The 25,800-nt window shown below is 71.2% G+C and carries 28 protein-coding genes; 17 read left to right on the top strand and 11 right to left on the bottom strand.

The window, feature by feature from the left end; all coding sequences use genetic code 11:
- The first annotated feature begins 42 nt into the window (after positions 1 to 42).
- The 7 genes from VC184_RS15425 to VC184_RS15395 are packed head-to-tail and all read left to right on the top strand — an operon-like array spanning position 43 to position 7,287.
- Positions 43 to 1,044: a proline racemase family protein gene (locus VC184_RS15425; RefSeq protein WP_274179465.1), complete on the top strand. Its 1,002-nt coding sequence runs from the start codon at positions 43 to 45 to the stop codon at positions 1,042 to 1,044.
- Complete coding sequence (locus VC184_RS15420; RefSeq protein WP_323986804.1) at positions 1,041 to 2,018, top strand: ornithine cyclodeaminase family protein; 978 nt, start codon at positions 1,041 to 1,043, stop codon at positions 2,016 to 2,018. Before VC184_RS15425 ends, VC184_RS15420 begins: the two co-directional genes overlap by 4 nt.
- On the top strand, positions 2,015 to 2,725 hold the full coding sequence (locus tag VC184_RS15415) for a GntR family transcriptional regulator (RefSeq protein WP_112617632.1): 711 nt from the start codon (positions 2,015 to 2,017) through the stop codon (positions 2,723 to 2,725). The genes VC184_RS15420 and VC184_RS15415 overlap by 4 nt, the downstream gene beginning before the upstream one ends.
- The gene (locus VC184_RS15410) at positions 2,722 to 3,888 is read left to right on the top strand and encodes an NAD(P)/FAD-dependent oxidoreductase (protein WP_282501662.1); all 1,167 of its coding nucleotides are present in this window, start codon (positions 2,722 to 2,724) and stop codon (positions 3,886 to 3,888) included. Before VC184_RS15415 ends, VC184_RS15410 begins: the two co-directional genes overlap by 4 nt.
- Positions 3,885 to 4,193 (top strand): (2Fe-2S)-binding protein, encoded by a 309-nt coding sequence (locus tag VC184_RS15405; protein ID WP_274179462.1) that lies wholly within the window; start codon positions 3,885 to 3,887, stop codon positions 4,191 to 4,193. The genes VC184_RS15410 and VC184_RS15405 overlap by 4 nt, the downstream gene beginning before the upstream one ends.
- Positions 4,190 to 5,797, top strand: coding sequence for an FAD-dependent oxidoreductase (locus tag VC184_RS15400; RefSeq protein ID WP_282501660.1), 1,608 nt, complete (start codon positions 4,190 to 4,192; stop codon positions 5,795 to 5,797). Before VC184_RS15405 ends, VC184_RS15400 begins: the two co-directional genes overlap by 4 nt.
- Positions 5,794 to 7,287, top strand: coding sequence for an aldehyde dehydrogenase (NADP(+)) (locus tag VC184_RS15395; protein ID WP_282501659.1), 1,494 nt, complete (start codon positions 5,794 to 5,796; stop codon positions 7,285 to 7,287). Before VC184_RS15400 ends, VC184_RS15395 begins: the two co-directional genes overlap by 4 nt.
- Before the next feature lie 96 nt (positions 7,288 to 7,383).
- Here the strand turns inward: VC184_RS15395 and VC184_RS15390 are convergent, their stop codons facing one another.
- Positions 7,384 to 8,253, bottom strand: coding sequence for a MurR/RpiR family transcriptional regulator (locus tag VC184_RS15390; protein ID WP_274179459.1), 870 nt, complete (start codon positions 8,251 to 8,253; stop codon positions 7,384 to 7,386).
- Positions 8,254 to 8,379: 126 nt separating this feature from the next.
- Between VC184_RS15390 and murQ the strand changes: the two genes are divergently transcribed.
- The 4 genes from murQ (at position 8,380) to VC184_RS15370 (ending at position 13,108) form a co-directional block, all read left to right on the top strand.
- Positions 8,380 to 9,285: an N-acetylmuramic acid 6-phosphate etherase gene (gene murQ, locus VC184_RS15385; RefSeq protein ID WP_323986803.1), complete on the top strand. Its 906-nt coding sequence runs from the start codon at positions 8,380 to 8,382 to the stop codon at positions 9,283 to 9,285.
- Positions 9,286 to 9,354: 69 nt separating this feature from the next.
- Entirely contained in the window at positions 9,355 to 10,890 is a 1,536-nt protein-coding gene (locus VC184_RS15380) for a PTS transporter subunit EIIC (RefSeq protein WP_323986801.1), read from the top strand.
- 15 nt (positions 10,891 to 10,905) lie between these two features.
- Positions 10,906 to 11,988, top strand: a complete 1,083-nt coding sequence (locus VC184_RS15375; protein WP_323986800.1) for a MupG family TIM beta-alpha barrel fold protein — start codon at positions 10,906 to 10,908, stop codon at positions 11,986 to 11,988.
- Between the two features lie 121 nt (positions 11,989 to 12,109).
- Positions 12,110 to 13,108, top strand: coding sequence for a LacI family DNA-binding transcriptional regulator (locus VC184_RS15370; RefSeq protein WP_112617644.1), 999 nt, complete (start codon positions 12,110 to 12,112; stop codon positions 13,106 to 13,108).
- A gap of 68 nt (positions 13,109 to 13,176) precedes the next feature.
- Here the strand turns inward: VC184_RS15370 and VC184_RS15365 are convergent, their stop codons facing one another.
- The 4 genes from VC184_RS15365 to VC184_RS15350 all read right to left on the bottom strand — a co-directional run bounded on the left by VC184_RS15365 (position 13,177) and on the right by VC184_RS15350 (position 15,824).
- Positions 13,177 to 14,331, bottom strand: a complete 1,155-nt coding sequence (locus tag VC184_RS15365; protein ID WP_323986799.1) for a DUF4232 domain-containing protein — start codon at positions 14,329 to 14,331, stop codon at positions 13,177 to 13,179.
- Positions 14,328 to 14,786 (bottom strand): alanine:cation symporter family protein, encoded by a 459-nt coding sequence (locus VC184_RS15360; RefSeq protein ID WP_323986798.1) that lies wholly within the window; start codon positions 14,784 to 14,786, stop codon positions 14,328 to 14,330. Before VC184_RS15360 ends, VC184_RS15365 begins: the two co-directional genes overlap by 4 nt.
- A 70-nt stretch (positions 14,787 to 14,856) precedes the next feature.
- Positions 14,857 to 15,264 carry a GNAT family N-acetyltransferase gene (locus VC184_RS15355; RefSeq protein WP_323986797.1) on the bottom strand — a complete coding sequence of 136 codons (408 nt, stop codon included), beginning with the start codon at positions 15,262 to 15,264 and terminating at the stop codon, positions 14,857 to 14,859.
- Positions 15,261 to 15,824, bottom strand: coding sequence for a pyridoxamine 5'-phosphate oxidase family protein (locus VC184_RS15350; RefSeq protein WP_323986796.1), 564 nt, complete (start codon positions 15,822 to 15,824; stop codon positions 15,261 to 15,263). Before VC184_RS15350 ends, VC184_RS15355 begins: the two co-directional genes overlap by 4 nt.
- A gap of 152 nt (positions 15,825 to 15,976) precedes the next feature.
- On the opposite strand from VC184_RS15350, the gene VC184_RS15345 reads away from it, so the two are divergent.
- Positions 15,977 to 16,378, top strand: coding sequence for an arsenate reductase ArsC (locus VC184_RS15345; protein WP_274179451.1), 402 nt, complete (start codon positions 15,977 to 15,979; stop codon positions 16,376 to 16,378).
- 96 nt (positions 16,379 to 16,474) lie between these two features.
- Here VC184_RS15345 and VC184_RS15340 read toward each other — a convergent pair whose 3' ends face one another.
- Both VC184_RS15340 and VC184_RS15335 read right to left on the bottom strand, forming a co-directional pair.
- On the bottom strand, positions 16,475 to 16,990 hold the full coding sequence (locus tag VC184_RS15340) for a septum formation family protein (protein WP_181574245.1): 516 nt from the start codon (positions 16,988 to 16,990) through the stop codon (positions 16,475 to 16,477).
- A gap of 86 nt (positions 16,991 to 17,076) precedes the next feature.
- Positions 17,077 to 17,376, bottom strand: a complete 300-nt coding sequence (locus tag VC184_RS15335; protein WP_323986795.1) for a DUF4406 domain-containing protein — start codon at positions 17,374 to 17,376, stop codon at positions 17,077 to 17,079.
- 87 nt (positions 17,377 to 17,463) lie between these two features.
- Between VC184_RS15335 and VC184_RS15330 the strand changes: the two genes are divergently transcribed.
- The 3 genes from VC184_RS15330 (at position 17,464) to VC184_RS15320 (ending at position 19,734) form a co-directional block, all read left to right on the top strand.
- Positions 17,464 to 18,129: a DeoR/GlpR family DNA-binding transcription regulator gene (locus VC184_RS15330; protein WP_323986794.1), complete on the top strand. Its 666-nt coding sequence runs from the start codon at positions 17,464 to 17,466 to the stop codon at positions 18,127 to 18,129.
- A 116-nt stretch (positions 18,130 to 18,245) separates the two neighbouring features.
- Positions 18,246 to 19,130, top strand: coding sequence for an SDR family oxidoreductase (locus VC184_RS15325; protein ID WP_323986793.1), 885 nt, complete (start codon positions 18,246 to 18,248; stop codon positions 19,128 to 19,130).
- 19 nt (positions 19,131 to 19,149) lie between these two features.
- Positions 19,150 to 19,734: a DUF1269 domain-containing protein gene (locus VC184_RS15320; protein WP_323986792.1), complete on the top strand. Its 585-nt coding sequence runs from the start codon at positions 19,150 to 19,152 to the stop codon at positions 19,732 to 19,734.
- A 46-nt stretch (positions 19,735 to 19,780) separates the two neighbouring features.
- On the opposite strand, the gene VC184_RS15315 is transcribed toward VC184_RS15320, so the two are convergent.
- From VC184_RS15315 to VC184_RS15300, 4 genes are read right to left on the bottom strand one after another with little or no spacing between them, the layout of a single operon-like run.
- A complete protein-coding gene (locus VC184_RS15315) occupies positions 19,781 to 20,011 on the bottom strand; it encodes a helix-turn-helix domain-containing protein (RefSeq protein ID WP_323986791.1) in 231 nt (76 codons plus the stop codon).
- On the bottom strand, positions 20,008 to 20,622 hold the full coding sequence (locus tag VC184_RS15310; RefSeq protein ID WP_323986790.1) for a hypothetical protein: 615 nt from the start codon (positions 20,620 to 20,622) through the stop codon (positions 20,008 to 20,010). Before VC184_RS15310 ends, VC184_RS15315 begins: the two co-directional genes overlap by 4 nt.
- Positions 20,622 to 21,272, bottom strand: coding sequence for a hypothetical protein (locus VC184_RS15305; protein ID WP_323986789.1), 651 nt, complete (start codon positions 21,270 to 21,272; stop codon positions 20,622 to 20,624). The genes VC184_RS15310 and VC184_RS15305 overlap by 1 nt, the downstream gene beginning before the upstream one ends.
- Complete coding sequence (locus tag VC184_RS15300; RefSeq protein ID WP_323986788.1) at positions 21,272 to 22,033, bottom strand: hypothetical protein; 762 nt, start codon at positions 22,031 to 22,033, stop codon at positions 21,272 to 21,274. The genes VC184_RS15305 and VC184_RS15300 overlap by 1 nt, the downstream gene beginning before the upstream one ends.
- Positions 22,034 to 22,207: 174 nt before the next feature.
- Between VC184_RS15300 and VC184_RS15295 the strand changes: the two genes are divergently transcribed.
- Entirely contained in the window at positions 22,208 to 24,733 is a 2,526-nt protein-coding gene (locus VC184_RS15295) for an ATP-dependent Clp protease ATP-binding subunit (RefSeq protein WP_112617660.1), read from the top strand.
- 168 nt (positions 24,734 to 24,901) lie between these two features.
- Positions 24,902 to 25,651, top strand: coding sequence for a gamma-glutamyl-gamma-aminobutyrate hydrolase family protein (locus VC184_RS15290; protein ID WP_274179443.1), 750 nt, complete (start codon positions 24,902 to 24,904; stop codon positions 25,649 to 25,651).
- Positions 25,652 to 25,800: the final 149 nt, after the last annotated feature.

The raw sequence follows: 25,800 nt of genomic DNA, 5'->3' as shown, positions 1-25,800 counted from the left end.
CGCGCCCGCTGAACCCGCCGCCGACGATCGAAAGGCTCCTTCATGCGCACGAAGCGCGTCTTCCACGCCGTGGACTCCCATACCGAGGGGATGCCGACACGGGTGATCGTCGGCGGCGTCGGCACCCTGCCCGGCGCCACGATGGAGGAGCGGCGGCAGCGGTTCATGGCCGAGAACGACGGGCTGCGACGCCTGCTCATGAACGAGCCGCGGGGCCACAGCGCGATGAGCGGTGCGATCCTGCAGCCGCCCACCCGGCCGGATGCCGACTTCGGCGTGCTCTACATCGAGGTGTCGGGATGCCTGCCGATGTGCGGCCACGGCACGATCGGGGTCGCCACCGTGCTGGTGGAGACCGGCATGGTGCCCGTCGTCGAGCCCGTCACGACGATCCGGCTCGACACCCCCGCGGGACTCGTCGTCGCCGAGGTGGCGGTGTCGGACGGCCATGCCGAGCGGGTCACCATCCGCAACGTGCCCTCGTTCGCCGTCGGGCTCGGCCGCACGGTCGACGTCCCGGGGTTCGGTGCGGTGACCTATGACCTCGCGTTCGGCGGCAACTTCTACGCGATCGTGCGCCTCGACGACCTCGGTCTGCCGTTCGACCGGTCGCGCAAGGACGACCTGCTGCGCGCGGGGCTGGCGATCATGGCGGCGGTCGACGAGGCCGACAGCCCCGTTCATCCGGTCGACGGCACCATCCGCGGCTGCCATCACGTCTATCTCGAAGCGCCCGGATCGACCGCGCGGCACTCGCGGCACGCGATGGCCATCCACCCGGGCTGGTTCGACCGGTCGCCCTGCGGAACCGGCACCAGCGCGCGCATGGCGCAGCTCCACGCCCGCGGCGAGCTTCCGCTGCACACCGACTTCGTCAACGAGTCGTACATCGGCACCGCCTTCACGGGTCGCCTCGTCGAGCAGACCGAGGTCGCCGGCATCCCGGCGGTGATCCCGACGATCACCGGCCGCGCGTGGGTCACCGGCACGGCGCAGTACATGCTCGACCCGAGCGATCCGTTCCCCGAGGGGTTCGTCCTGTGAGCGCGGGATCGGTCGGCGTGCCCGTCGTCTCGGCGGCCGACATCGAGCGCGCGATGACGCCGGCCGCGGCCGTCGAGGCGATCGATGCGGCGCTGCGATCGGGGCTCGACGTCGAGGCCGACCACGAACGGATCTTCGCGCCGCTGACGGCGGGCGACTTCCTGCTGATGCCGTCGGAGTCACCGGATGCCGTCGGCATCAAGGTGGCGACGATCGCGCCCGGCAACACCCGGCTCGGGCTGCCGAAGATCAGTGCCTGGTACCTGGTGTTCGATCGCGAGACCTTGCAGCCTGCGGCGATCGTCGACGGCACGCGGCTGACGACGCTGCGGACGCCCGCGGTCACCGCCGTCGCCGTCCGCGACCTGCTCGCCGCCGACCCGCGCGGTGCCCGGCGGCGGATCGACCGTCTCGCGGTGCTGGGGTCGGGTCCCCAGGCGATCGAGCACGCGACGACGCTCGCGGCGATCCTGCCGGTCGGCGACGTGACGATCATCGGGCGGACGCCCGAACGGGTGGAGGATGCCGTCCTGACCCTTCGCGAGCGGGGTATCGATGCCCACGCCGGGACGCTCGCGGCTGCACGGGACGCGGATGTCGTCGTCACCGCGACCTCCTCGAGCACGCCGGTCGTCGATCTGGGAGACATCGCGCCGAGCGCCGTCGTCGCCGCCGTCGGGGCGCACGGGCTCGATCACCGTGAGCTCGGCGCCGACCTCGTGCGGGCCGCCGATGTCGTCGTCGAGGCCCGCGCCTCGGCCCGGCGCGAGAGCGGCAACCTCGCGGGCGCGGCTGGCGGCGCGCCGCTCGCCGAGCCCGCCAACCTCGCCGAGCTGGTCTCGGGCCGCGTCTCACGCCGGCCCGGAGCGCCCGCCGTGTACACCGGCGTCGGCATGGCCTGGGAAGACCTCGCCGTCGTGCAGGGGATCATGGAGGTCATGCGGCGGGGGTCCGCATCGGAGGAGACGACATGAGCACGCCCGAGTTCCGCAACGTGGTCCGGCTGGACAAGCAGCCCAGCATCCGCTCGACCGTCACGCGTGCGCTCCGCGCCGCTGTCATCAGCGGCGAGCTGCAGCCCGGCCGGGTGTACTCGGCGCCGAGCCTCGGTGAGCAGTTCGGCGTCTCGGCCACGCCCATCCGCGAGGCGATGCTTGACCTCGCCCGCGAGGGTCTCGTCGTCACGATCCCTAATCGCGGCTTCCAGATCACCGAAGTGTCCGAGCGCGACCTCCGCGAGGTGACCGAACTGCGCCTCATGCTCGAGCCGCCCGCCATGGAGCGCGCGACCCCGCTCATCCCGGCCTCGGCGCTGCCGGACCTCCGGCGCAAGGCCGCCGACATCGTCGCGGGCGCCCAGTCGGGCGACCTGGTGGAGTACCTCGCCGCCGACAGCGACTTCCACCTCGCGCTGCTGCAGTACGCCGGTAACGCCCGGCTCGTCGACCTCGTCGCGGGGCTCCGCTCGCAGACGCGCCTGTTCGGTCTGGCGAACCTGCACGAGCAGGGGCGGCTCGTCGCCTCGGCCCACGAGCACGACCTGATGCTCGACGCGATCGAGGCGGGCGATGCCGCGGGCGCTCGCGACCTCGTCCACCGCCACATCGAGCACGTGCTGACCGACTGGTCGGGCGAAGCCCCCGCACGCTCGGATGTCGCGGACGGCGGTGTCGGCACGTGACGGAACGCCCCGGGAATCCCGACGTCCTCGTCATCGGCGCGGGCATCGTCGGCGCGGCGGTCGCCCGTGCGGCGGCGGAGGCAGGGTTCTCGGTGACCGTCGTCGAGCGAGGAACGATCGCGGCCGGCACGACGAGCCGGTGCGAGGGCAACCTCCTCGTCTCGGACAAGGAGGTCGGACCCGAGCTCGAACTCGCTCTCCACTCGCAGCGCATCTGGCGCGGTGAGCTCGCCGAACACGCGGCGCGGTGGGAGTTCGAGGCCAAAGGCGGACTCGTCGTCGCGGCGAGCGAGGGCGGCAAGACGGCCCTCGACGCGCTCGCCGAACATCAGCGCTCGCTCGGCATCCGGGCCGAAGACGTCCCCGACATCGCGGCACTGCACGACATCGAGCCGTACCTGAACCCCGCGATGGCCGGTGGCGTCTACTACCCCGACGACGCCCAGGTGCAGCCCGTGCTCGCCGCGCATCATCTGCTGCGGCTCGCCCGCGACCGCGGCGCCCGATTGCTGACCGGCGTCACGGTCACCGGCATCCGCACCCGCGCCGGACGTGCGATCGGCATCGATTCCTCCGCGGGCGCGATGGACGCGGGCGTCGTCGTCAACTGCGCCGGGCCATGGGCGGGCGAGATCGCCACGCTCGCCGGGCTCGAGCTGCCCGTCCTGCCCCGGCGCGGCTTCGTGCTCGTGACCGAGCCCGTCCCGGTGACCGTGCGGCACAAGGTGTACGCGGCCGAGTACGTGCAGAACGTCGCGTCGTCGGATGCGGGGCTCCAGGTCTCTTCGGTCGTCGAGGGGACGCCGAGCGGCACGATCCTCATGGGGGCGAGCCGCGAACGCGTCGGCTTCGACACGTCGTTCTCGGCCGAAGCCGTCGGACGCGTCGCGCGCGCGGGCGCCGAGCTGTTCCCGGTGCTCGCCGACGTGCAGATCCTTCGCACCTACTCGGGTTTCCGGCCGTACTGCCCCGACCACCTGCCGGTCATCGGTCCCGACGCCCGGCTTCCGGGTCTCTGGCACGCCGCGGGGCACGAGGGCGCGGGCATCGGACTCTCCGTTGGCACGGCCGCCCTCATCGTGCAGGCGCTCCGCGGCGAGCCGACCGACCTGCCGCTCGACGCCTTCCGGCCCGAGCGCTTCGCGGAGCGGGTCGCGGCATGAGCGCGGACATCACGAGCGACGAGACCTTCCGCTTCGACGGGGCGCCGGTGCCGTTCCGCCCCGGCCAGACCGTGGGTGGCGCGCTCGCGGCATCCGGCGTCGTCTCGTGGCGGGCCACGCGGGGGAGCGGCGAGCCCCGCGGGCTCTTCTGCGGCATCGGCGTCTGCTACGACTGCCTGCTGAGCGTCGATGGACAGCGCTCGCAGCGCGCCTGCGTCACGCCCGCACGGGCCGGGCAGGACGTCCGCAGCGACAATCCGGACGCGCCCCTGCCGCTGCCCGCGCCGGAGGGGGCTGAGCCGTGAGCGTCGAGAATCGCGCCGACCTCGCCGTCGTCGGGGCCGGACCGGCGGGCCTGTCGGCGGCCGTCACTGCGGCCGAGGCCGGGTTGCGGGTCGTCCTCGTCGACGCGGGCACGCAAACGGGCGGCCAGTACTGGCGGCATCCCGACGAACGGCACCTCGGTGCTTTCGCCGATCCCGAGCACACGGGGCACCACCACTGGCAGCACTATCGCGGACTGCGCGATCGGCTGCGGCGTCAGATCGAGGCCGGAGGCGTCGTCCACCGCGCCGGCCGGCAGGTGTGGCGGATCGACCGCGAGGCGGCCGGCGGGTTCCTGCTGCGGACGACCGCCGTGACCGGGATGGATGCCGCGGCAGCGGTCGATCGCGCGATCCGCGCCGAGCGCGTGGTGCTCGCGCCCGGAGCCTACGACCGGCAGCTGCCCGTGCCGGGCTGGACGCTGCCCGGCGTCATGGCCGCCGGCGGCGTGCAGGCGATGCTGAAGGCGAACCAGGTCGCGGCCGGCCGTCGCGCCGTCGTCGCGGGAACCGGGCCGTTCCTCCTGTCGGTGGCGGCGGGACTCGCGCGAGCGGGCGTCGAGGTCGTGGCCGTCTGCGAGGCGAACGCGCTGTCGCGCTGGGCCGCGACGCCGCTGCGGGCGCTGCAGGAGCCGGGCAAGCTCATCGAAGGGGTCGGCTATGCGACGACCTTCGTCCGAGAACGCATCCCGCTCCGCACCCGCACGATCGTGACGTCCGTCGCGGGGGAGGGGCGAGTGACCGGCGCGACGATCGCCCGGGTGGATGCCGCCGGGCGCGTGCGTCCGGGGACGGAGCGCACCCTCGACATCGATCTCGTCGCCTTCGGCTGGGGCTTCACCCCGCAGATCGAGCTCGTGGTCGGTGCCGGGGCGGAGACCCGGATCGACGTCGACGGGTCGCTCGTCGCGGTCGTCGACGGCGACCAGCGCACGAGTGTTCCCGGTCTTTACGCAGCCGGCGAGGCGACCGGCATCGGCGGCGCCGTGCAGTCGTGCGCCGAGGGTGAGCTGGCAGCCCTCGCGGCGGCCGTCGACGCGGGTCTCGCGGTGCCGATGGCATCGGCCCGGCGTCTGCGGCGGCGGATCGCGCGCGGTCGGAGCTTCGCGGTCGGGATGCATCGGGCGAGCCCCGTGCCCGAGCAGTGGGCGACCTGGCTCCGCGACGACACCCTCGTCTGCCGGTGTGAGGAGGTGCCGGTCTCGGCCGTCCGCGACACGGTGACCGACCTCGCCGCCGACGACGCCCGGGATGTGCGCGTGACCGCGCGCCCCGGAATGGGGATGTGCCAGGGGCGCGTGTGCGGCTTCGCGCTCTCGTGCCTCGTCGGCCAGGAGACCGGACGTCCCCGGCGGGCCGCCGATGTCGAGCCCCTCGTGCGCCGGCCGATCGGTACGCCCCTCCGCGTCGCAGATCTCGCCGAGCTGGCCGAGCCCGCGGCGCAGGCCGAGCCCCCGGGTTCCGCCGACCTCGCGGGCTTCGCCGGTCCCGCCGGGTTCACCGCCGCCGCCGACCCCGCAGACGTCACCGACCCCGCAGACCTCCCCGACTCCGCAGACCTCTCTCCCCGGAAGGAACGCTCATGACCACCGCAGCATCCCCCGCCACGGCGACGCCCGTCGCCGACACCCCGATCGCCGAGGTCGACGCGTTCGTCGGGCTCGCCGCCGAGGCGTCATCGGCCTGGCGAGCGGCGTCGATCGCCGTCCGGGGCGAGGCGCTGCGCGCGGTGGCCGACGGGCTCGACGCGCGTGCCGACGACCTCGTGCTCCTCGCCGGCCGTGAGACGCATCTCGCCGAGGCGCGGCTGCGCGGCGAGCTGAAGCGCACGACGTTCCAGCTGCGCCTGTTCGCCGAGGTGCTCGCCGAGGGCTCCTGGCTCGATGCGCGCATCGACCACGCGGTCGCCGACTATCCGATGGGGGCACCGCGCCCCGACATCCGGCGTCAGCTCGAGGGCATCGGCACGGTGCTGGTGTTCGCGGCGAGCAACTTCCCCTTCGCGTTCTCCGTCGCCGGCGGCGACACCGCCAGCGCGCTCGCGGCGGGGAACGCCGTCGTGCTCAAGGCTCACCCGGGCCACCCGCACGTGTCGCAGCTGACCGGCGAGATCGTCACGGCGGCCCTCTCGGCGGCGGGCGCGCCCGCGGGTATCTTCACGGTCATCCACGGGACGGATGCCGGGGTGCACGCGCTGCGGCATCCCGAGGTCCGTGCCGCCGCCTTCACCGGGTCGATCGCCGGCGGCCGCGCGCTGTTCGACATCGCGATGTCGCGGCCCGAGCCGATCCCGTTCTACGGCGAGCTCGGCAGCGTGAACCCCGCGTTCGTCACGCGCGGTGCCGCCGAGTCGCGGCCGGCGGAGATCGCCGAGCAGTTCGTCGCCTCGGTCGTCGGCAGCGCGGGGCAGCTGTGTACGAAGCCCGGCCTGCTGCTCGTGCCCGCGGGGTCGGGAGTCGTCGACGCGCTCGCCTCGATCGTGCTGCCGGGGCCTGCGCCGCTGCTCAACGATTCGATCGCGTCGGGCTTCCGCCGGGCGTTCGACGGCGCCGCGCAGCACGACGGGGTCGACGTGCTCGTCGGGGCTCCCTCGTCGGACAGCGACACGCCGCCCGCGCCCGCCCTGCTGCGGACGACCGCCGCAGCGGTGATCGCCGACCCCGACGCCCTCGTGTCGGAGATGTTCGGGCCGGCGGCCCTCGTCGCCGAGTACGACGACGATGCCCAGCTCGTTGCGGTCGCGAAGCTGCTCGAGGGTCAGTTGACCGCGACGATCGTCGCCGAGGAGGGCGACGCGGTGGCGGCCGAGCTGCTGCCGGTGCTCGCGACGAAGGCCGGCCGCGTGCTGTGGAACCAGTGGCCGACCGGTGTCTCCGTGACGTGGGCGCAGCAGCACGGCGGCCCGTACCCCGCCACGACAGCGGTCGGGACGACGTCGGTCGGAACCGCCGCGATCACCCGCTTCCTGCGGCCGGTCGCGTATCAGAACGTGCCCGAGGCGCTGCTGCCCGCCGCCTTGCAGGAGGCCAACCCGCTCGGCATCCCCCGCCGCGTCGACGGCATCCTGCAGCCCTGAACCGCCCCTGCTCTTCCACGTCGAGTCGCCAGGGAATGCGGATGCTGGCATCCTCGCATCCGCACTCTTTGGCGACTCGACGGGGATGGGCCCGGGTCACCGGGTCAGGTGCTGGGTGCCGACGGCGGCGCGGGTGGCACTGAGGGCGGCGTCGAGGTCGGGGTAGCGCAGCTGGGCGACCCGGATGAAGACGAAGTCCGCGACGGCGAGCTGCGCCATCCGGCTCGCGAGCGCTGCAGCGCGCAGGGTCGCCTCTCGAGCGGGGGTGCGCAGGGTGGCGGATGCCGCAGCGGCGAGGGGCGAGTCGGTGTCGTTGGTGATCGCGACCGTGAACGCTCCGGCGTTCGAGGCGATCTCGACGGCGCGCAGTACATCGATCGTGCCGCCGCTGAACGAGAACGCGATCGCGGTGGTGCGTTCGTCGGCGAGCGCGGCGTGCACGAGCTGAACGTGCGTGTCGTGGGAGCTCAGGCACATGATGCCGATGCGCTGCAGCTTCTGCGCGAGGTCGGCCGCGGCGAGGCCCGACGCGCCGACGCCGAAGGTGACGACCCGCTCGCTGTCGGCGATCGCTCGGGCGATGCGTTCGAGGGCGTCGAGATCGAGCATCCGGCCGGTCTGCTCGATCGTCCGCGCCTCGTGGAACGCGACCTTCGCGACCATCTCGGCGGGGGAGTCCGACGGGTTCAGCTCGCCCTCAGCGATATTCGAGCGCTCGAGCTCGATCGCTCGCCGTGAGACCTCCTGGGCGAGCTCGACGCGGAACGAGGGGTACCCCGCGAATCCGAGGCTCTTCGCGAAGCGGACGACCGACGCCTGCGAGACCGACGCGCGCTCGGCGAGTGTCGTGACGGTCGCGGTCACGGCGAAAGCGGGGTCGTCGAGCACCGCGCGAGCCACCTGCACCTCGGCCGGGCGCAGACGGGGGATGATCGCGCGGGTCGCTTCGAGGACGTCGCCGTCCATGTGCCTCCTCGGGAAGTCGGTTCAGTCTTCCACAGATCTTGACAAAAGTTGCCGCCAAGAGCACTCTGTGTGAAACAAAGTGCCACGCGCCCATCGGCGTGCGCCGCACCCCGACGAGGAGCATCCGTGACCACCCCGCACCCGACCCCCGCCACCGAGACGCCCAACCCGCTGACGGGCGAGCTCGACGCGATGTCCGTCGATGAGATCCTCCGCGTCATGAACGACGAGGATGCCGGGGTGGCCGGGGCCGTCGCGGCCGCGATCCCCGCGATCGCCCGAGCCGTCGATCTCGCCGTCGCCGCGCTCTCGTCCGGCGGGCGCCTCGTCTACCAGGGGGCGGGCACGAGCGGCCGTCTCGGCGTCCTCGACGCGGCGGAGTGTCCGCCGACGTTCGGCACCGACCCCGCCCAGGTCGTCGGCCTGCTCGCCGGCGGTAACGAGGCGATGTTCCGCGCGATCGAAGGTGCGGAGGACTCCCGCGAGCTCGGCGCTGACGACCTGACCGGCATCGGACTCACCGAGCGCGACGTCGTCGTCGGCATCGCGGCATCCGGTCGCACGCCCTACGTCATCGGCGGACTCGACGAAGCCCGTCGAGTCGGCGCCGCGACCGTGGCGATCTCGTGCAGCCCGAACGCCGAGATCAGCGCCCACGCCGACGTCGCGATCGAGGTCGACAACGGTCCCGAGGTGCTCACCGGCTCGACCCGGCTCAAGGCGGGCACGAGTCAGAAGCTCGTCCTCAACATGATCTCGACGGCGACGATGGTGCGTCTCGGCAAGGTCTACGGCAACCTCATGGTCGACGTGCGCCCGAGCAACGAGAAGCTTGTCGCCCGCGCCGTCCGCATCGTCCAGGCCGCGACCGATTGCGATACCGCCACCGCCCGCCGCGCGCTCGACGAGGCCGATGGTCACGCCAAGACGGCGATCGTCGCGATCCTCTGCGACGTCGACGCGGCGACCGCCCGTGAGCGGCTCAGCGCGGGCGCGGGCTTCGTCCGCGAAGCCGTGCGCGACCGCGCCTGACGCGCCGCCCGCCCGTACCCCCGAACCCAGCACCCGACACCCGAACCCCGTCCGCCGGAAGGAATCACCGTGGATTACCCCGAACTCAGCGAGGAGATCCTGCCGCTCGTCGGCGGCTCGCAGAACATCGCCTCGTACACGAACTGCATGACGCGCCTGCGGCTCAATCTTCATGACCCGTCGAAGGCGGATGTCGCGGCGCTCCGGCGCCTCGACGGCGTCATGGGCGTCGTCGACGGCCCGCAGCTGCAGGTCGTCGTCGGTCCCGGTCACGCGCAGCGCCTGCGCGACGCCTTCGCCGAGGTCGTCGACGCTCCCGCCGAGGCTCCTGTCGACGATCCCGCGGACGAGGTCGCCGACATCGCGGTGGCCGCGGCGGGGAGCCGGGCCGCGGGCGCGCGAGCAGCCGGCGGCGGCGAGCCCGTCGACGCGGCGACCGACCTGCGCACGCTGCAGCAGCAGAACACGCAGAAGGTGAAGTCGCGGCACACCTCGCGGGTGCACGGGCTGTTCCGCCACATCGCGAACATCTTCGTGCCGATCATCCCCGGGTTCATCGCCTGCGGACTCGTCGTGGCGATCGGCAACATCTGGAAGCTCATCGACCCGAGCGTCACCGCCAACCCGTGGTTCCTGGTGTTCGCGGCCCTCGGCACGATCGTCGTCACCTCGCTCAACCTCATCGTGGGGCTCAACACGGCGAAGGAGTTCGGCGGCACCCCCGTGCTCGGCCTCATCGCCGGCGCCATCTCATACCTCCCCGCGCTCGCCGGCGTCGCCGCGACGACGGCCGCCGACGGCACGGTCACTCCGGCGCAGCCGCTCGTGCTCCCGCTGTTCGGCGAGCTCAAGCCCGCGCTCGGTGGCATCATCGGCGTCATGGTCACGGCGTGGCTGTTCACGGTCATCGAGAAGTGGATCCGCAAGCGCGTTCCCGCCTGGGCCGACCTCTTCGTCGTGCCGGTCGTGACGCTTCTCATCGGTGCCGTCATCTGCATCTTCGTGATCATGCCGATCTCGGGTCTGCTCATGCAGGGCATCAACTGGTTGCTCATCGACTTCGCCCTCGAGCGCGGCGGCGTCATCGGCGGATACCTGCTGTCGTCGCTTTTCCTCCCGCTCGTCATGCTCGGCATCCACCAGGGCCTGACGCCGATCCACGCGCAGCTCATCACCGACCACGGCTTCACGGAGTTGCTGCCGGTTCTGGCGATGGCGGGGGCGGGCGAGGTCGGCATGGCGATCGCGATCTTCCTGAAGACCAAGAGCACCCGGCTTAAGAACATCATCCGTGCGGCGCTGCCCATCGGCGTGCTCGGCGTCGGGGAACCGCTCATCTACGGCGTCTCGCTGCCCCTCTTCTACCCCCTCATCACGGCCTGCCTCGGCGGTGGCTTCGGCGGCGCGTTCGTGGCCTTCGGCATTCAGGCCAGCGGCGGGTTCGGCGCCGGTGCCCTCGGGCTCTCGGGCGTGCTCATGACCGCCGTCATCACCAACGGCGCGTGGCTCTGGTACGTCGGCGGCCTCGTGATCTCGTACATCATGGGCTTCGTGCTGACCTGGTTCTTCGGGTTCAAGGAGCACATGGTCGAGCGGCTCGGCTGAGACAGGAGCGCCCCGATGCTGTTCTCGATCTACCCCACGGATGCCGCCGAGACGCGGCGGACCGTCATCGATCAGGTGCTCGCGACGGCGCCGTCGTCCTCGCCGGCGCCCGGCGCGTCCGGCGGCTCCGGCGATGAGCGGATGCTGTTCACCTCGCTGCACATGGTCGACACCGGCGAGCTCGCCGCGTTCGGCGAGGTGCTGCGCGCGGCGCACGACGATGACGGCGTGACCTTCTGCGCCGACGTCTCGCCCGTCGCGCTCGAGTACGTCGTGGCCGGCGACGAGGGGTGGGGCTGGCTCGCGCGCCGCGGCATCACGATGCTGCGACTCGACTACGGCTTCGACGCCGATGAGATCGACCGGGTCGCCGAGGCGTCGGGATGCCGCATCGCCGTCAACGCCAGCACGGTCGACGTGGCGTTCCTCGACGAGCTGGCGGGGCTGCCCGTCGTGGGCTGGCACAACTTCTACCCGCGGCCCGAGACGGGCCTGACGGCGTCGTTCCTCGTGGCGCAGTCGCGGCTGTTCCTCGACCGGGGGATGCCGGTGCTCGCGTTCATCCCCGGCGAACGGGAGCTGCGTGCGCCGCTGCACCTCGGCCTGCCGACGCTCGAGGAGCAGCGGCACCACAACGCCTGGCGTTCGTACCTTCAGCTGCGGCGGCTCGTTCCCGAGGCGGTCGTCGTCTGCGCCGAGGGCGCTGTGGCCGATGACCACGCCGCCTGGATCGCGGAGTTCGAGGCGACCGGCACGGTCACGCTGCCGGTCGTGGGACTGGATGCCGCGGCATCCGTGCTGCTGGAGCGGCCCTGGCGGCTGCGGGTCGAGGAGGCGGCGGCATCCTTCCGGCTGGACGAGACGCGCGGCAGCATCCGCCCCTCCCGCATCCGCAACGCCGATGCGCGTGAGCGCGGCAGCCTGCAGGTCGACCTCGACGCCTACGGGCGGTATCGGGGCGAGGTGCACCTCATGCGGGCCGATCGCCCGCTCGATGCAGGCCAGGCGCGCATCGGCGAGGTCGCCGCGCCGTACCGCGGCATCGTCGACGACCTCCGCCCGGGGCAGACCGTCCGCCTGATCCCGCTGCCTGCCTGACCCCTGCGACGGGGGCGGGGAGAGGGACCGATTCTTGCTACGTACTACTAATACGTAGTATCAATCGCAGGAGGCCGTCCGTGGGGAAGGTCGGTAAAGTCACATGCCAAGAAAGGCAGTCATGGGGAAACGGCCCACGAGCCGCGACGTCGCCGCCCGCGCGGGGGTCTCGCAATCGACGGTCTCGCAGGTGTTCACGGGGCGCGCGGGTATCTCCGCGGCCACCCGGGAACGGGTCTTGGAGGCCGCGCGCGAGATCGATTACCGGCCGAACCTGGCCGCCCGCTCGATGCGCACGACGCGAACGGGCCGTCTCGCCGCAGTGCTGCCGATCACCGCGTTCCACTCGGCTCCGCTGATCGCCGGCACGATCGAACGGGCCCGTGCCGCCGGGTACGAGGTCGAGGTTCAGAGCATTCCCAACGCGCCGGACCAGCGTCGACCGCGACTGCTCGAGATGATCGATTCCCGTCAGTTCGAGGGCATCCTCTGTTACGCCCCCGTCCCCGGTGACGACCTCGCGCGGGTCGACCCGAACGTGCCGGTGCTGACGCTCGAGGAGTTCGACGACGACATGCGCGTCTCAGGCGAGATGCTCGACGTCCACCCACTCGAGAGCATGGTCGAGCGGCTCGCCGAGCTCGGGCACCGGAGGTTCCTGCACATCACCGGCGCGCGCAGCTACCCATCGGCGGATGCACGACGCCGTGCCTATGAAGCGACGGTCGCTCGCTTGGGCGTGCAGTCCGTCGGCGTCGTCGAGGGCGATTGGAGCGCGCAGTCGGGCCTCGACGCCATCCGTTCGCTCGATGGCGACTCACTGCCGCTCGCCGTCATCGCGGCGAACGACTTCATCGCGACGGGCGTCGTCCGGGGCGCGCTCGAGCGAGGCTGGACCGTGCCGGGGGATGTCAGCGTGACCGGGTGGGACGATTCGCCGACGAGTGCGTTCCAGGTGCCGTCGCTCACGAGCGTGTCGATGGACTACGTCGAGCTCGGCCGCCGCACCGCCGACCGGCTCATCGCCCTCATGCGGGGCGAGCAGGCGCCGTCTCCCACCGAGCCGCTGCAGCACGTGGTGTGGCGGGAGTCGACCGCCGCTCCCGCCTCCGCCTCCTGACGTCGAGTCGCCATGATCTGCGGGTCCCGGGCCCCGGCATCCGCGTTCCCTGGCGAGTCGACCGCCGGCTACTCCCGGCCGGTCGGGGTGGTATCCAGCTCCCAGGCGGTGACGGCCACGGTGGAGCCCTCGACGATGTCGAGGTCGATCGGCCACGAGCCGCGCGTCATGCCCGGGCTTGCAGCTGCGTAGACCCGCTTCGTGACGAGCGCTCCGTGGGTCGAGGCGGCGTCCCAGCCGAGGAACGCCACGGCGTACCCGCCCGCCGGCACCTCGATACGTTCCGGCCCCGGATCCTGCGCCATGAAGGAACTGCCGGGGGTGAGCTCGACCGTCAGCAGATGCTCGTTCTGATCGCCGAACGCGACGTCGGGGTATCCCTCGATCACGCACGATTCCTCTGAGAAGTTCATCAGCCGGATGGGCATCCCGCGGTGACCGGTGGCGGCATCCGGTTCGCCCTTCAGGACCATGGCCCGGTCTTCCGTGCACCATCGCGGATCGGTCGGCGCGGAGGTCCCGGATGTCTCGGGTACCGGCACCCCAGGCGCGGCGGGATCGGGCATCGCCCCGAACGTCACGGCGGCTTCCGCCTCTTGCTGAGCGGCGACTTCGTCGTTGACGGCGGCGGTTCGTGCAGCATCGCTTCCCGCGCCGAGGCCGGCCGCCGCAATGGTGGCGACCGCGGCGGCGGAGCCGATCCACAGCAGGGGCCGCGATCGCGGTGTTGCGACGTCTGCCGGCATGCGTGCGTCCGGCATGCGAGTGTCCCGAGTGCGGGCGACGAGGCCGGGCAGCCACCCGACCGCGAGCCCCCACAGAGCGCCGGATGCCGAGGCCGCGCCGAACTCGCCCACGACGAGCCCCCGCGGGCCGAACATCGCGAGCGAGCTCCACGCGGCACCGAGGTCGAGCGCGAGTCCGACCAGCGCCCCTGCCGCGACCGCCGCGAACCACGCCGCGAGGAGCAGGCTGCTGCGCGTGTGCATGAGGGTCGTGACCCAGAGGAACACGAGCCCGACGGCGACCGCGCCGATGGCGACGCTCAGGACCAGCCACGGACCGCTGTCGCCCCACATCAGACCCGCGGGCACGACGGGGGGCACGAGGTTCGCGAGTTGCGCGGCTCCGCTCGGGATTCGCGAGAAGCCCCAGCGGGTCAGCGCGACGGCCGCCCAGAGCGCCGCGGCGAGCCCGCCGGCGGCGACGAGTCGCCGGGTCATCGGCGGTCGTGCAGGTGGTCGCGGTGCTTGGCGGCCTGGCGTGCACGCGCCGGGCCACCGCGGAAACTGCCGCGGTCGCGCGTCTTGAACAGCTGCGCCAGCGACGACTCGATGAAGCTCGATGCTCCGCCGACGAACGCCATGACCCACATCCAGAACACCGCGCCCGGGCCGCCCACCGCGATGGCGGTGCCGACCCCGGCGATGTTCCCGACGCCCACGCGGGAGGCCGCGGAGATCGTGAAGGCCTGGAAGGCGGAGACCGACTGCGGCTTGCCGTCCGCAGTCTGCGGCGTCTTGTCGGTCAGCGTGCGGAACATCTCGGGGATCAGACGGAACTGCACGACGCCCGATCGGACGGTGAAGTAGAGCCCGAGGAGGACCACGACCGGGAGGACGATCCAGGTCCAGAGATGGTCGCCCCACGTGAGCAGCCAGTCGTTCACGGCATCCATGCCCGTCAGTATGGCGACTCCCGAGGCCTCGTGCGAGCCCGCCGCGGGCGGCGGATCGGCCCGAGTCGGGTCAGCCGCAGGCGACGACGTCCATGCCCGGGCCATCTGCCGGACGCGGCGCGAAGCCGTGGCGCTGGTAGAACCCCGCGCGGCCGCGCGCGGCGAAGAGCTGGATGTCGTCGACGCCGCGCCGCCGTGATTCGTCGACCAGCATGCGCAGGATCTCGCTCCCGATGCCGCCGCCCCTCGCCGATTCCGCGACGATCATCTCGGTGACGAACGCGTGCAGCGCACCGTCGCTGATGAGGCGCCCGATGCCGACGAGCCTGCCGTCGTCGTCACGCGCCGAGCACACGACCCAGCTGCCCGCGAGGGCCCGTTCGAAGGTCTCGGGTGACCACTCGGCCCAGCCCGTCTCGGCGTAGAGCGCGGCGAACTCGGCGGCCGTGGGCGGCGTGAGCGAGTAGTGGAGGGTCACGCTGCACCTCCGAGGAGCGTGTGCCGCCAGGTCGTCCCGTCGGGTTCGTAGACGACGCGGGTGTGGCGACGGTCGAGCGATCCCTGCCAGAACTCCACGCGGGTCGCCTCGATGCGCCAGAGCGCCCAGTCGCCTTCCGCGACGTCCCGGCGTGCCGCCTCCGACCGTGCCGCGAGGTCGGCTGCGGTGTCGTCCGCGCTCGCCTCACAGACCGACCCGCGCACGCGCACCGCCCGCATGACCGGCTGCCACCAGAACGCGAGGGCTGCTGCGGGCTGCGCTGCGAGCTGCCCGCCCTTCGCGGACGATCGTGTGCTCGCGAACGCCCAGCCGCGGTCGTCGACGTCTTTGACGATCAGCGTCCGGGCATCGGGGATGCCGTCGGCGTCGACCGTCGCGAGGGTCGCGGAGTGGGGCTCGGCGACACCCGCGGCCGCCGCCTGGTGGATCCACTCCTCGAACAGCGTCACCGGCGATGCGGGGAGCCGGTCGGTGTCGAACACCGGAGGTGCGCCCGTCAGCGAGGGCTGCGAGCGCAGCCACTCCCGCAACGCGCTCATGCCGCGAGCCACGCGACGTCGGCGAAGAGCTCGCGCAGGTCGGGATGCCGCCGGCGCGGCCAGGTGTCGAGGTCGATGGGGATGGCGTCGTCCATGACCTCATCCTCCCAAAGTGGCCTGTCGCGGCGCAGATGCGGGAGAGTAGGGGCATCATGACCGACGCCACGCCCTCCGTCCTCTTCGTCTGCGTGCACAACGCGGGACGCTCGCAGATGGCCGCGGGGTTCCTCCGCGACATCGCGGGTGATCGCATCGAGGTCCGCTCGGCCGGGTCCATGCCCGCCGATCGGATCAACCCGGTCGCGGTCGAGGCGATGGCCGAGCTCGGCATCGACATCACCGCCGAGCAGCCGAAGGTCCTCACGACAGAAGCCGTGCAGGCGTCCGACGTCGTCATCACGATGGGATGCGGGGATGCCTGCCCGTTCTTCCCCGGCAAGCGCTACGAGGACTGGAAGCTCGACGACCCCGCGGGGCAGGGGATCGATGCCGTCCGCCCGATCCGAGACGACATCCGCGAGCGCATCCGCCAGCTGGTCGACGAGCTCATCTGACGGCGCCCTCCCGCCGGAAACGACGATCGCCCGCCAGGGACGGATGTCCACAGCGGGCGATCGCGCCGGCCGCTTCGAGGGCGGTGGCGGAAAGCGTCAGCGCGCGGCGCCGGCGAGGGTGCCGGTCACCTGGCCCTGCGGGTCGCCGATGAGGCAGAGGATCTCGCGGTCGCCGGCGTCCCAGCTGCCCTGGGTGGGGACGTAGTAGTTGTACCCGAGGACCGACTCCTCGTACGAGATGCCGACGAACGGCGCGAACGCGTCGTAGCAGACCTGCTCGGCTTCGGTCTGCGCCGCCTCGATGCCGGGGAACTCGTCGGCCTCGATGTCCTGCGCGTGGTAGGCCTCGAGGTCGTGGGCCTCGCCGCAGGGGACGGTCGGGGTCTCGGTGACCTCGGTGTCGGCCGTGCCCGAGTCGAGCATGCAGTCGCCCACGCGGATCGCGAAGACATCGGTGCTCTCGTTCGACTCGGCGATCGCGCCCGACTCGTCGCGGACGGGGGCGGCGGCTCCGCCACCGGTGAAGGCGTTGAGCGTGGAGCAACCGGTCGCGAGCAGAGCGACGGTCAGTGCGGCGGCGGGCAGGACGAGGAGTCGACGAGTAGCGTTCACGTCGAACGACTCTAGCCAGTTTCGGATGTTTCTGGGAAACCCTGATGATTTTCCTGAGTGTTCATCCGGGGGATGCATGAAACGCTTCACGCCACGCCGGGCACATCGCGGAGGGCCGTGTAGACCGGGATGCCGCGCTCTCGGGCGATCGCGACATCCTGATCCGCGCCGCGCGACTCTCCGGGCAGGCGGAGAACCGCGTCGCAACGCTGCAGCAGGCGATGGGCGACCGGGTACATCACCTTCTCGGCGAGCGGGTCGGTGGGGCCCAAGGCTCCCGCGCTCGCGAGGACGGGCAGCGCGACCCACTCACCGATCATCGGGATGTGTCCGGCCTCGAAGAGCGGCCATGCCGCCTCTTCCAGGCGGTCGAGGTTGCGCCGCATCAGGGCGGGATCGCCGCCGGTGCCCGAGGCATAGGGTCCGGCGATGACGGCCGCATCGTCGCGAAGGAACTGGCAGCCGAACTAGGGGTGTCCGAAGACAGCATCCGCCGCGACCTTCGGGAGCTGGATGCTGCCGGCCTCGCCGTGCGCGTCTACGGGGGCGCAGTTCCGGCGTCGCCGGCCGTCGCCGACTACGCGTCTCGCCAGGCGGTCGCTACCGAGAGCAAGCAGCGCATCGCCCGCTTCGCTGCGAGCCTCATCGAACCGGGCAGCACCGTCATCGTCGACGGCGGCACGACCGCCCTCGCCACGGTGCGGGCGCTCGACCCGGCGCTGGCCTGCACCATCGTCACCCACAGTCCGACCGTGGCAGCGGCGCTCCTCGATCACGCAGCCGACGTCATCATCATCGGCGGGCGGCTCTTCAAGCACTCCGCGGTCGCGAGCGGCGCCGCGGCTGTCGAGGCCGCACGCATGGTGCGGGCCGACCGCTTCCTCCTCGGTGTTACCGGCATCCACGCCGACGCGGGCCTGACGACCGGCGACGCGGACGAAGCGGCGATGAAGCGCGTGCTCGCCGAACGCGCTGCCGAGACCTACGTCCTCGGCAGCGAGGAGAAGATCGGTGCGGTGTCGCCGTTCGCGGTGCTGCCGTTCGACGAGGTCACGGGGGTCATCGTCGATCTCGCGGCTCCGGCCACCAGCCTGGAGGCCCTCGACCGCCGCGGCGTTCCGTTGCTCCGCGCCGGGTGACACGCGCCGAGTGACGCCGTCGCGGCTGCTCGCTAGGCTGAGCCGCATGCAATGCCGGTGAACCGCTTCCGATCCCCATCCACGCGTCGAGGACGACGCGATCGAAAGGTTCACCCATGCACGCTTCTTCTTCTGCACGCGCTCTTCCACTGAGCGGTAAGACCGCCCTGGTCACGGGCGTCTCTCGCCGTCGGGGCATCGGCTTCGCCGTCGCCACGACTCTCGCCGGGCTCGGCGCGAACGTGATCGCGCACCATCACCGGCCTCACGACCTCGACCTGCCGTGGGGTGGCGACGACCTCGACGCCGTGCGCGCCGGCATCCGTTCCCACCTCGTGGGCGATGCTCGCTTCGCCGACGTCGCCGCGGATCTGAGCGTCGCGACGGCGGCGACCGACCTGATCGATGAGGCCGCCGCCGTGACGGGCGCGCTCGACATCCTCGTCTGCAACCACGCCAAGAGCGGCGACGACGGCAGCATCCTCGATATGACGCCGGAGCGTCTCGACGCGTTCTGGGACGTCAACGCCCGCGCCACCCTCCTCCTCACCGCGGCATTCGCGCGCCGCTTCGCGGAGACGCCCGCGACGCCGCGCCGGCCGGGTGACCGGATCACGGGCGCGAAGCCCTACGACGCGCCGCAGGGGCACGTCGTGTGGATGACGTCCGGACAGATCCACGGGCCGATGATCGGAGAGGTGGCGTACGCCACGAGCAAGGCAGCCCTCGCCGGCGTCACGAGAACGGTGGCCGCAGAGCTGCTCGAGCTCGGCATCATCCTGAACACCGTGAACCCCGGACCGGTGAATACCGGCTACCTCGATCCCGACACCACCGACCGCTCGCTCGGCGACTTCGACGCCTGGCTGAGCACGACGGCGTTCGGGCGCGTGGGCCGTCCGCAGGACCCCGCGGAGCTCATCGGGTGGCTGTGCAGCCCCGCAGGCGCGTGGATGGTCGGTCAGGTGCTCACGAGCGACGGCGGCTTCAGCCTGAGCTGACCGGCCACGGACGGCGGCGGTGTCCGCGGCCCCCTTTGTTGCTCCTCACGCGCCGGGATACCGTCGGCCTCGAGGGGACAGGCAACACGAAACGAGGGATTTCATGGCCGATTTGATCGTGATTGCATTCGACAGCGAAGCGGACGCCGAAGCCGCGTACAACGAAATCCAGGTGCTCCAGAATGACCTCGTGGTCGAGCTCGCCGGGCTGGCTCTGGTGAAGGTCGACGACGAGGGAAAGGCGAAGGTCGAATACCCCGGCGTCGTCGGCAAGGTTGGCGCGGGCGCGGCGGGCGGAGCGCTGTTCGGCCCTCTGATCGGCATCCTCTTCTTCGTCCCGATCGCGGGGCTCGTCTTCGGCGGGTTGTTCGGGGCCCTGTTCGCCGGCCTCGACAAGACGAACCTGGATGCCGAATTCCGCGACCGCGTGAAATCGGCGGTGTCCGCCGGAAAATCGGCGGTCGTGCTCTATGCCACCAAGATCACGACGGACAAGTTCGCATCGGCGCTCGCCGGTTACCACGGCACCGTCGTGCAGACCTCGCTCTCGGAGAAGGACGAGCGGGAGCTGATCCACGACCTCAGCGGCACGCGGCAACCGTGAGCAGAGGGCCGGGGTGCAGTTCGCCGCACCCCGGCCCTTTCGCTGCTCAGTCGGCGCGCACCAGCAGGTCGCCGATCTCGCAATCGAGCGCTCGGCAGATCGCCGACAGCGTCGAATAGCGGATGGCGCGGGCTCGGTCGTTCTTGAGCACCGAGAGGTTCACCACCGAGACTCCGACGATCTCGGAGAGGCGGGTCAGCGTCATCCCGCGCTCGGCGAGCAGCTCGTCGAGGCGGCAATGGACCCCGCTCGGTCCGTCATCGTCGGCCGCGCTCATACGAGTCCCTCGGTGTCGCGCTGCAGTCGTACGCCGCGGCGGAACGCGATCGCGATCAGGCCGACGGCCACGCCGATCGCCCAGGCCGGCGCGTAGGCCCAGAAGTCGAGGAAGTGCAGCGGCTCGACGTCATCGACCCCGAGAGCGGTGAGGATGCCGTTGCGCCCGATGTTCTCGAGGACCAGGATGACCAGCGCGCCCGAGACGATCGACCACCCGATGACGTCGAAGGCCCGTGCCGTGGCGGGAACGAAGAGCCGCCCGCGCAGGAAGCTCCGCGCGACGTACATCACCGCGGCGATCACGACGAGCGATGCGACGCCCCACGCGATGATCGAGCCGGCGAGCGCGACTGCCGTGCCGCCGTCGACCTCCGGTGCGATGACGAGCGCGTTCTCGACGATGCCGTCGACGTATCCCGCGCCCGACCCGACGGAGGCGGAGAACGGCTCGTCGTCGATGTCGATCCTCCAGGCGACGCCCGCTTCGCGGAAGACGTTCATAAAGCGCGCGATGACCGTGAGCACGACGGTGATCGCGGCGCCGAGGCCGAGCATCAGGACGGCGATGGCGTCGGCGGCATCCGAGCGGGGTCCGCGGGTGAGGGGCATCAGACCAGTCCTTCCGTGTCGCGCTCGAGACGTTCCATCCGTCGCAGCAGAAATCCCAGGCAGATCACGCTGACTCCCACGATGGGCAGCGCCATTCCCCAGGTCGAGGCGCTGAATCCCGGGAGGAGGAGGTCGTCGAAGGCCGGACCGAACTGGAACGCCGCCTCCATGGATGCGAAGCCGGCGAGCGACGTGCTCACGGCGGGGCCCAACAGCAGCGCGCACCCGGCGATCGTGCAGAAGCGGCGGAGGGCCGGGCGCAGTGGACGCTCGGCGCTGATCGAGAGGAGGAACCAGGAGAGCGCCGCCGCGACGAGGACCGCGGTGATCCCGAGGGCGATCGAACCCGCGGCGAAGAGGGCTCGCGTCGACGATGCGAGTTCGCTTGCCTGGAGTGTGGCGCTTGTGATGTTCGCCGTCGCGACGCCTCGGCCGGCGACCACCGGGAGCTCCTGCTGGGCGAGGAGGGTCAGCGTGACGTCGGGCGACCAGGCGTACGTCACGGCCGCACCGATCTGACCCGCCGCGAGTGCGACACCCATCAATCCGGCCAGCACCGCCATCGTCCGCGTCGCCCACCGATCGCCGCGCGGCATGTCGTACATCGACGTGGTCGGCGGCATGTTCCTCTTCCCGATGGTGCCTGCCATCAGACCAGTCCCTCCGTGTCGCGCTGCAGTCGTGAGCCGTATCGGAACACCGCGGCCAGCGCGGCGAGGCCGAGGCCGGCAGCGATCGGCCAGAACGGCAGAGTGACGTTGAGCGTCGCTTCCGGCCACCAGGCGAACGGATCGTCGACTCCGGGGATCTCGGTCCACCGCGCGCTTTCCCGGGCGAAGAGCTCCTGCGAGACCATGCTCCCGGCGATGTCCGAGAGCAGCTGTGCGGCCGTCCCGCCGGCAGCGACGATGACGGCGGTCGCCATCGTCATGCGAACGATGATCCGATCGAAGGTGCGCCCGGCGAGCAGCTGGAAGCAAGCCACGGCGATGAGCGCCGCGATCGCCGCGGGGATCAACGACCACAGCGCCTGCCCGGTCGTCCACAGCGCTCGCGCCAGCGGACTGACCCCCGCCACGTCCACCTCGGCGACCACGAAGCCGCCGCCGACGACCTCGGCCGTCGGACCGGTGTCGATCGTGACGCCCGGAAGCAGGTCCGGCCAGAACGGCGCGACCGGAACGCTCATGCGCGGGGCGTCCGCGGCGAGGTTCTGAATCACCGAGACGGCGGCGCCGAGCAGGCTGAATGCAGCCCAGGCGGCAGACAGCGAGAGCGCGAGGCTCACGACCGGCGACGCGTCCCCGCGACTGCGCGCGCGGCGCGTCGCTCTGATGAAGAGCACCGCGGCGACGACGAGCGCCACCGCAGCGATGATCACGATCTGACCGACCGCCCACGTGTTCGACATCGGCATCCTCTACTTATCGATAATCGTTGTTATCGACAAACGTTATGGTCTGGCCCTGCCGCGCGCAACCCCGCGTAACGCTATGCCGACGGCGAACACGGGCATACCCGTATCCGTGCCTGGTTACTCTCTTTCGTAAGCGCCCGGAGTCCCGGCGCTCAAAGGAGGCTGACGATGTTCGAGAGATTCACGGATCGTGCCCGTCGCGTGGTCGTGCTCGCCCAAGAAGAGGCGAAGATGCTCAACCACAACTACATCGGGACCGAGCACATCCTCCTGGGTCTGATCCACGAGGGTGAGGGCGTCGCGGCCAAGGCCCTCGAGAGCCTGGGCATCTCGCTCGACGCGGTGCGCGAGCAGGTGCAGGACATCATCGGTCAGGGGCAGCAGCAGCCGACCGGTCACATCCCGTTCACGCCGCGCGCGAAGAAGGTCCTCGAGCTGTCGCTGCGCGAAGCGCTGCAGCTCGGACACAACTACATCGGCACCGAGCACATCCTCCTCGGCCTCATCCGCGAGGGCGAGGGTGTGGCGGCTCAGGTGCTCGTCAAGCTCGGCGCCGACCTGAACAAGGTCCGCCAGCAGGTCATCCAGCTGCTCAGCGGCTACCAGGGCAAGGAGCCCGCCGGCGCGACCGTCGGCGCGGGCGAGCAGGCCCAGGCGCCGCAGGGCGGTTCGGCCGTGCTCGACCAGTTCGGGCGCAACCTCACGCAGGCCGCGCGCGACAACAAGCTCGACCCGGTGATCGGCCGCGAAAAGGAGATCGAGCGGGTCATGCAGATCCTCTCGCGTCGCTCCAAGAACAACCCGGTCCTGATCGGCGAGCCCGGCGTCGGCAAGACCGCCGTCGTCGAGGGTCTCGCCCAGGCGATCGTCAAGGGCGATGTGCCCGAGACGCTCAAGGACAAGCAGGTCTACTCGCTCGACCTCGGATCGCTCATCGCCGGTTCCCGCTACCGCGGTGACTTCGAGGAGCGCCTGAAGAAGGTCACGAAGGAGATCCGCACCCGCGGCGACATCATCGTCTTCATCGACGAGATCCACTCGCTCGTCGGTGCCGGTGCGGCCGAGGGCGCGATCGACGCCGCGTCGATCCTCAAGCCGCTGCTCGCCCGCGGCGAGCTCCAGACGATCGGTGCCACGACCCTCGACGAGTACCGCAAGCACTTCGAGAAGGATGCCGCCCTCGAGCGCCGGTTCCAGCCGATCCAGGTCGGCGAGCCCAGCATCCCTCACGCGATCAACATCCTGAAGGGTCTGCGCGACCGGTACGAGGCGCACCACAAGGTGCAGATCACCGACGGCGCGCTCGTCGCCGCGGCGAACCTCGCCGACCGGTACGTCAGCGACCGCTTCCTGCCCGACAAGGCCATCGACCTGATCGACGAGGCCGGCGCCCGCCTGCGCCTGTCGATCCTGTCGTCGCCGCCGGAGCTGCGCGAGTTCGACGAGAAGATCGCCAAGGTCCGCGAGGACAAGGAGCGCGCGAGCGAGGAGCAGGACTTCGAGAAGGCCGCGTCGCTCCGCGACGAGGAGAAGTCGCTGCTCGCCGAGCGCCTGCGTCTCGAGAAGCAGTGGCGCTCGGGTGACGTCGCGTCGCACGCGGTGGTCGACGAAGGCCTCATCGCCGAAGTGCTCGCCCAGGCCACCGGCATCCCGGTGTTCAAGCTCACCGAGGAGGAGACCAGCCGTCTCGTCTTCATGGAGAAGGCGCTGCACCAGCGCGTCGTCGGCCAGGAAGAAGCCATCGCGGCGCTCTCGCGCACGATCCGTCGTCAGCGCGCCGGTTTGAAGGACCCCAAGCGTCCCTCGGGCTCGTTCATCTTCGCCGGCCCCACCGGTGTCGGAAAGACCGAGCTGGCCAAGGCGCTCGCCGAGTTCCTGTTCGACGACGAGGGCGCGCTGATCTCCCTCGACATGTCGGAGTTCGGTGAGAAGCACACCGTCTCGCGTCTGTTCGGTGCCCCTCCCGGATTCGTCGGATTCGAAGAGGGCGGCCAGCTCACCGAGAAGGTGCGCCGCAAGCCGTTCTCGGTCGTGCTCTTCGACGAGATCGAGAAGGCCCACCCCGACATCTTCAACTCGCTGCTGCAGATCCTCGAAGAGGGTCGTCTGACCGACGGTCAGGGCCGCATCGTCGACTTCAAGAACACCGTGATCATCATGACGACGAACCTCGGTTCGTCGGCGATCGCCGGTGGTCCGGTCGGCTTCCAGGTCGAGGGCAACGCGCAGACGAGCTACGAGCGGATGAAGGGCAAGGTCGACGAGGAGCTCAAGCGGCACTTCAAGCCCGAGTTCCTCAACCGCGTCGACGACGTCATCGTCTTCCCGCAGCTGAACAAGGCCGAGCTTCGCCAGATCGTCGACCTGTTCACGAAGCGCCTGAGCGACCGGCTGCTCGACCGCGACATGACGGTCGAGCTGTCGGATGCCGCCAAGGACCGCCTCATCGAGATCGGGTTCGACCCGACGCTCGGCGCCCGGCCGCTGCGCCGTGCGATGCAGCGCGAGGTCGAGGACCAGCTCAGCGAGAAGATCCTGCACGGCGAGCTCAACGCGGGCGACCACGTGAAGGTCGACACCGAGGGCACGAAGTTCGTCTTCGAGACCGCTCCGCGTGAGGGCAAGGTCGCGGTCGGCGTCGGCGCTGCCGGCGAGATCGCCGCGACCCCCGACATCGCTGCGAGCGGCGACTGACTGGGATCGCGCGAGCGACGAGTCGTACGGAGGGGCGGATGCTGCGGCATCCGCCCCTCCGGCGTTTCCGGGGCCTGTCGGCGGGACACGCCGCACGACGCAGCCGGAGGGCTGTGGGCTGCTGCGGCGTGTGATCGGCGCGAAACACGACGGCTCTACGATCGGCGCGTGAGCAGCGAAGATGCGACGACGGCGCCCCGACCCGTCATCGGCTTGACGACCTATCTCGAGCGCGCGCAGCAGGGGGTGTGGGACGTGCGGGCGAGCTTCCTACCGCAGCAGTACTTCGACCGGGTCGCGTCCTCGGGCGGCGCGGCGGTGCTGCTGCCGCCGCAGCCCTCGCCGGGGCCCGCCGCCGACGTCGTGCTCGACCGGCTCGACGGGCTCGTGCTCACGGGCGGCCTCGACGTGCAGCCCGAGCTGTATGGGGCCGCGCGGCATCCTCTGACGGATCCGGCGCGGCCTGACCGCGACGACTGGGAGCTCGCTCTGCTGCGGGGTGCCCGCGAGCGCGGCATCCCGGTCCTCGGCATCTGCCGCGGATTGCAGCTCATCAACGTCGCCGCGGGGGGCACGCTCCATCAACACCTTCCGGACGTGCTGGGCACCGACCGGTACCAGCTCGGCGGCGGTGTCTTCGCGCGGAACGGGGTCTCGGTGTCGGCCGGCACGATGCTGTCGGAGCTCGTCGGCACGGGTTCGCTCACCGTGAGCAGCTACCACCACCAGGGCATCGACCGACTCGGCGACGACCTCGTGGTCTCGGCACGCAGCGGCGAGGGGCTGCCGCAGGCGATCGAGTCGCCGGGTTCGGACTTCCTCGTCGCCGTGCAGTGGCATCCCGAGGAGGAAGCCGCCGACCGACGGCTCTTCCTCGGCCTCGTCGCCGCCGCGACGGAGTACGCCGCACGCCGCTGATCCCGCCGGCATCCGTGGTCGGTCGGCGTCCGCCGGCGTGCCGGGATGCAAGCGATCGTGGCCGACACCCCGGAGATGGATGCCTCGACCCGGGGTGTCGCCGCTGATCCCTCGCATCCGCGCACGGCGCGCGCAGCTCACCCGGCGGG

The sequence above is a fragment of the Microbacterium plantarum genome (assembly GCF_035231185.1).
GTDB lineage: Bacteria > Actinomycetota > Actinomycetes > Actinomycetales > Microbacteriaceae > Microbacterium > Microbacterium plantarum.
Note: the sequence above shows the minus strand (reverse complement) of the source record. Positions and strands in the feature narration are given on the sequence as shown.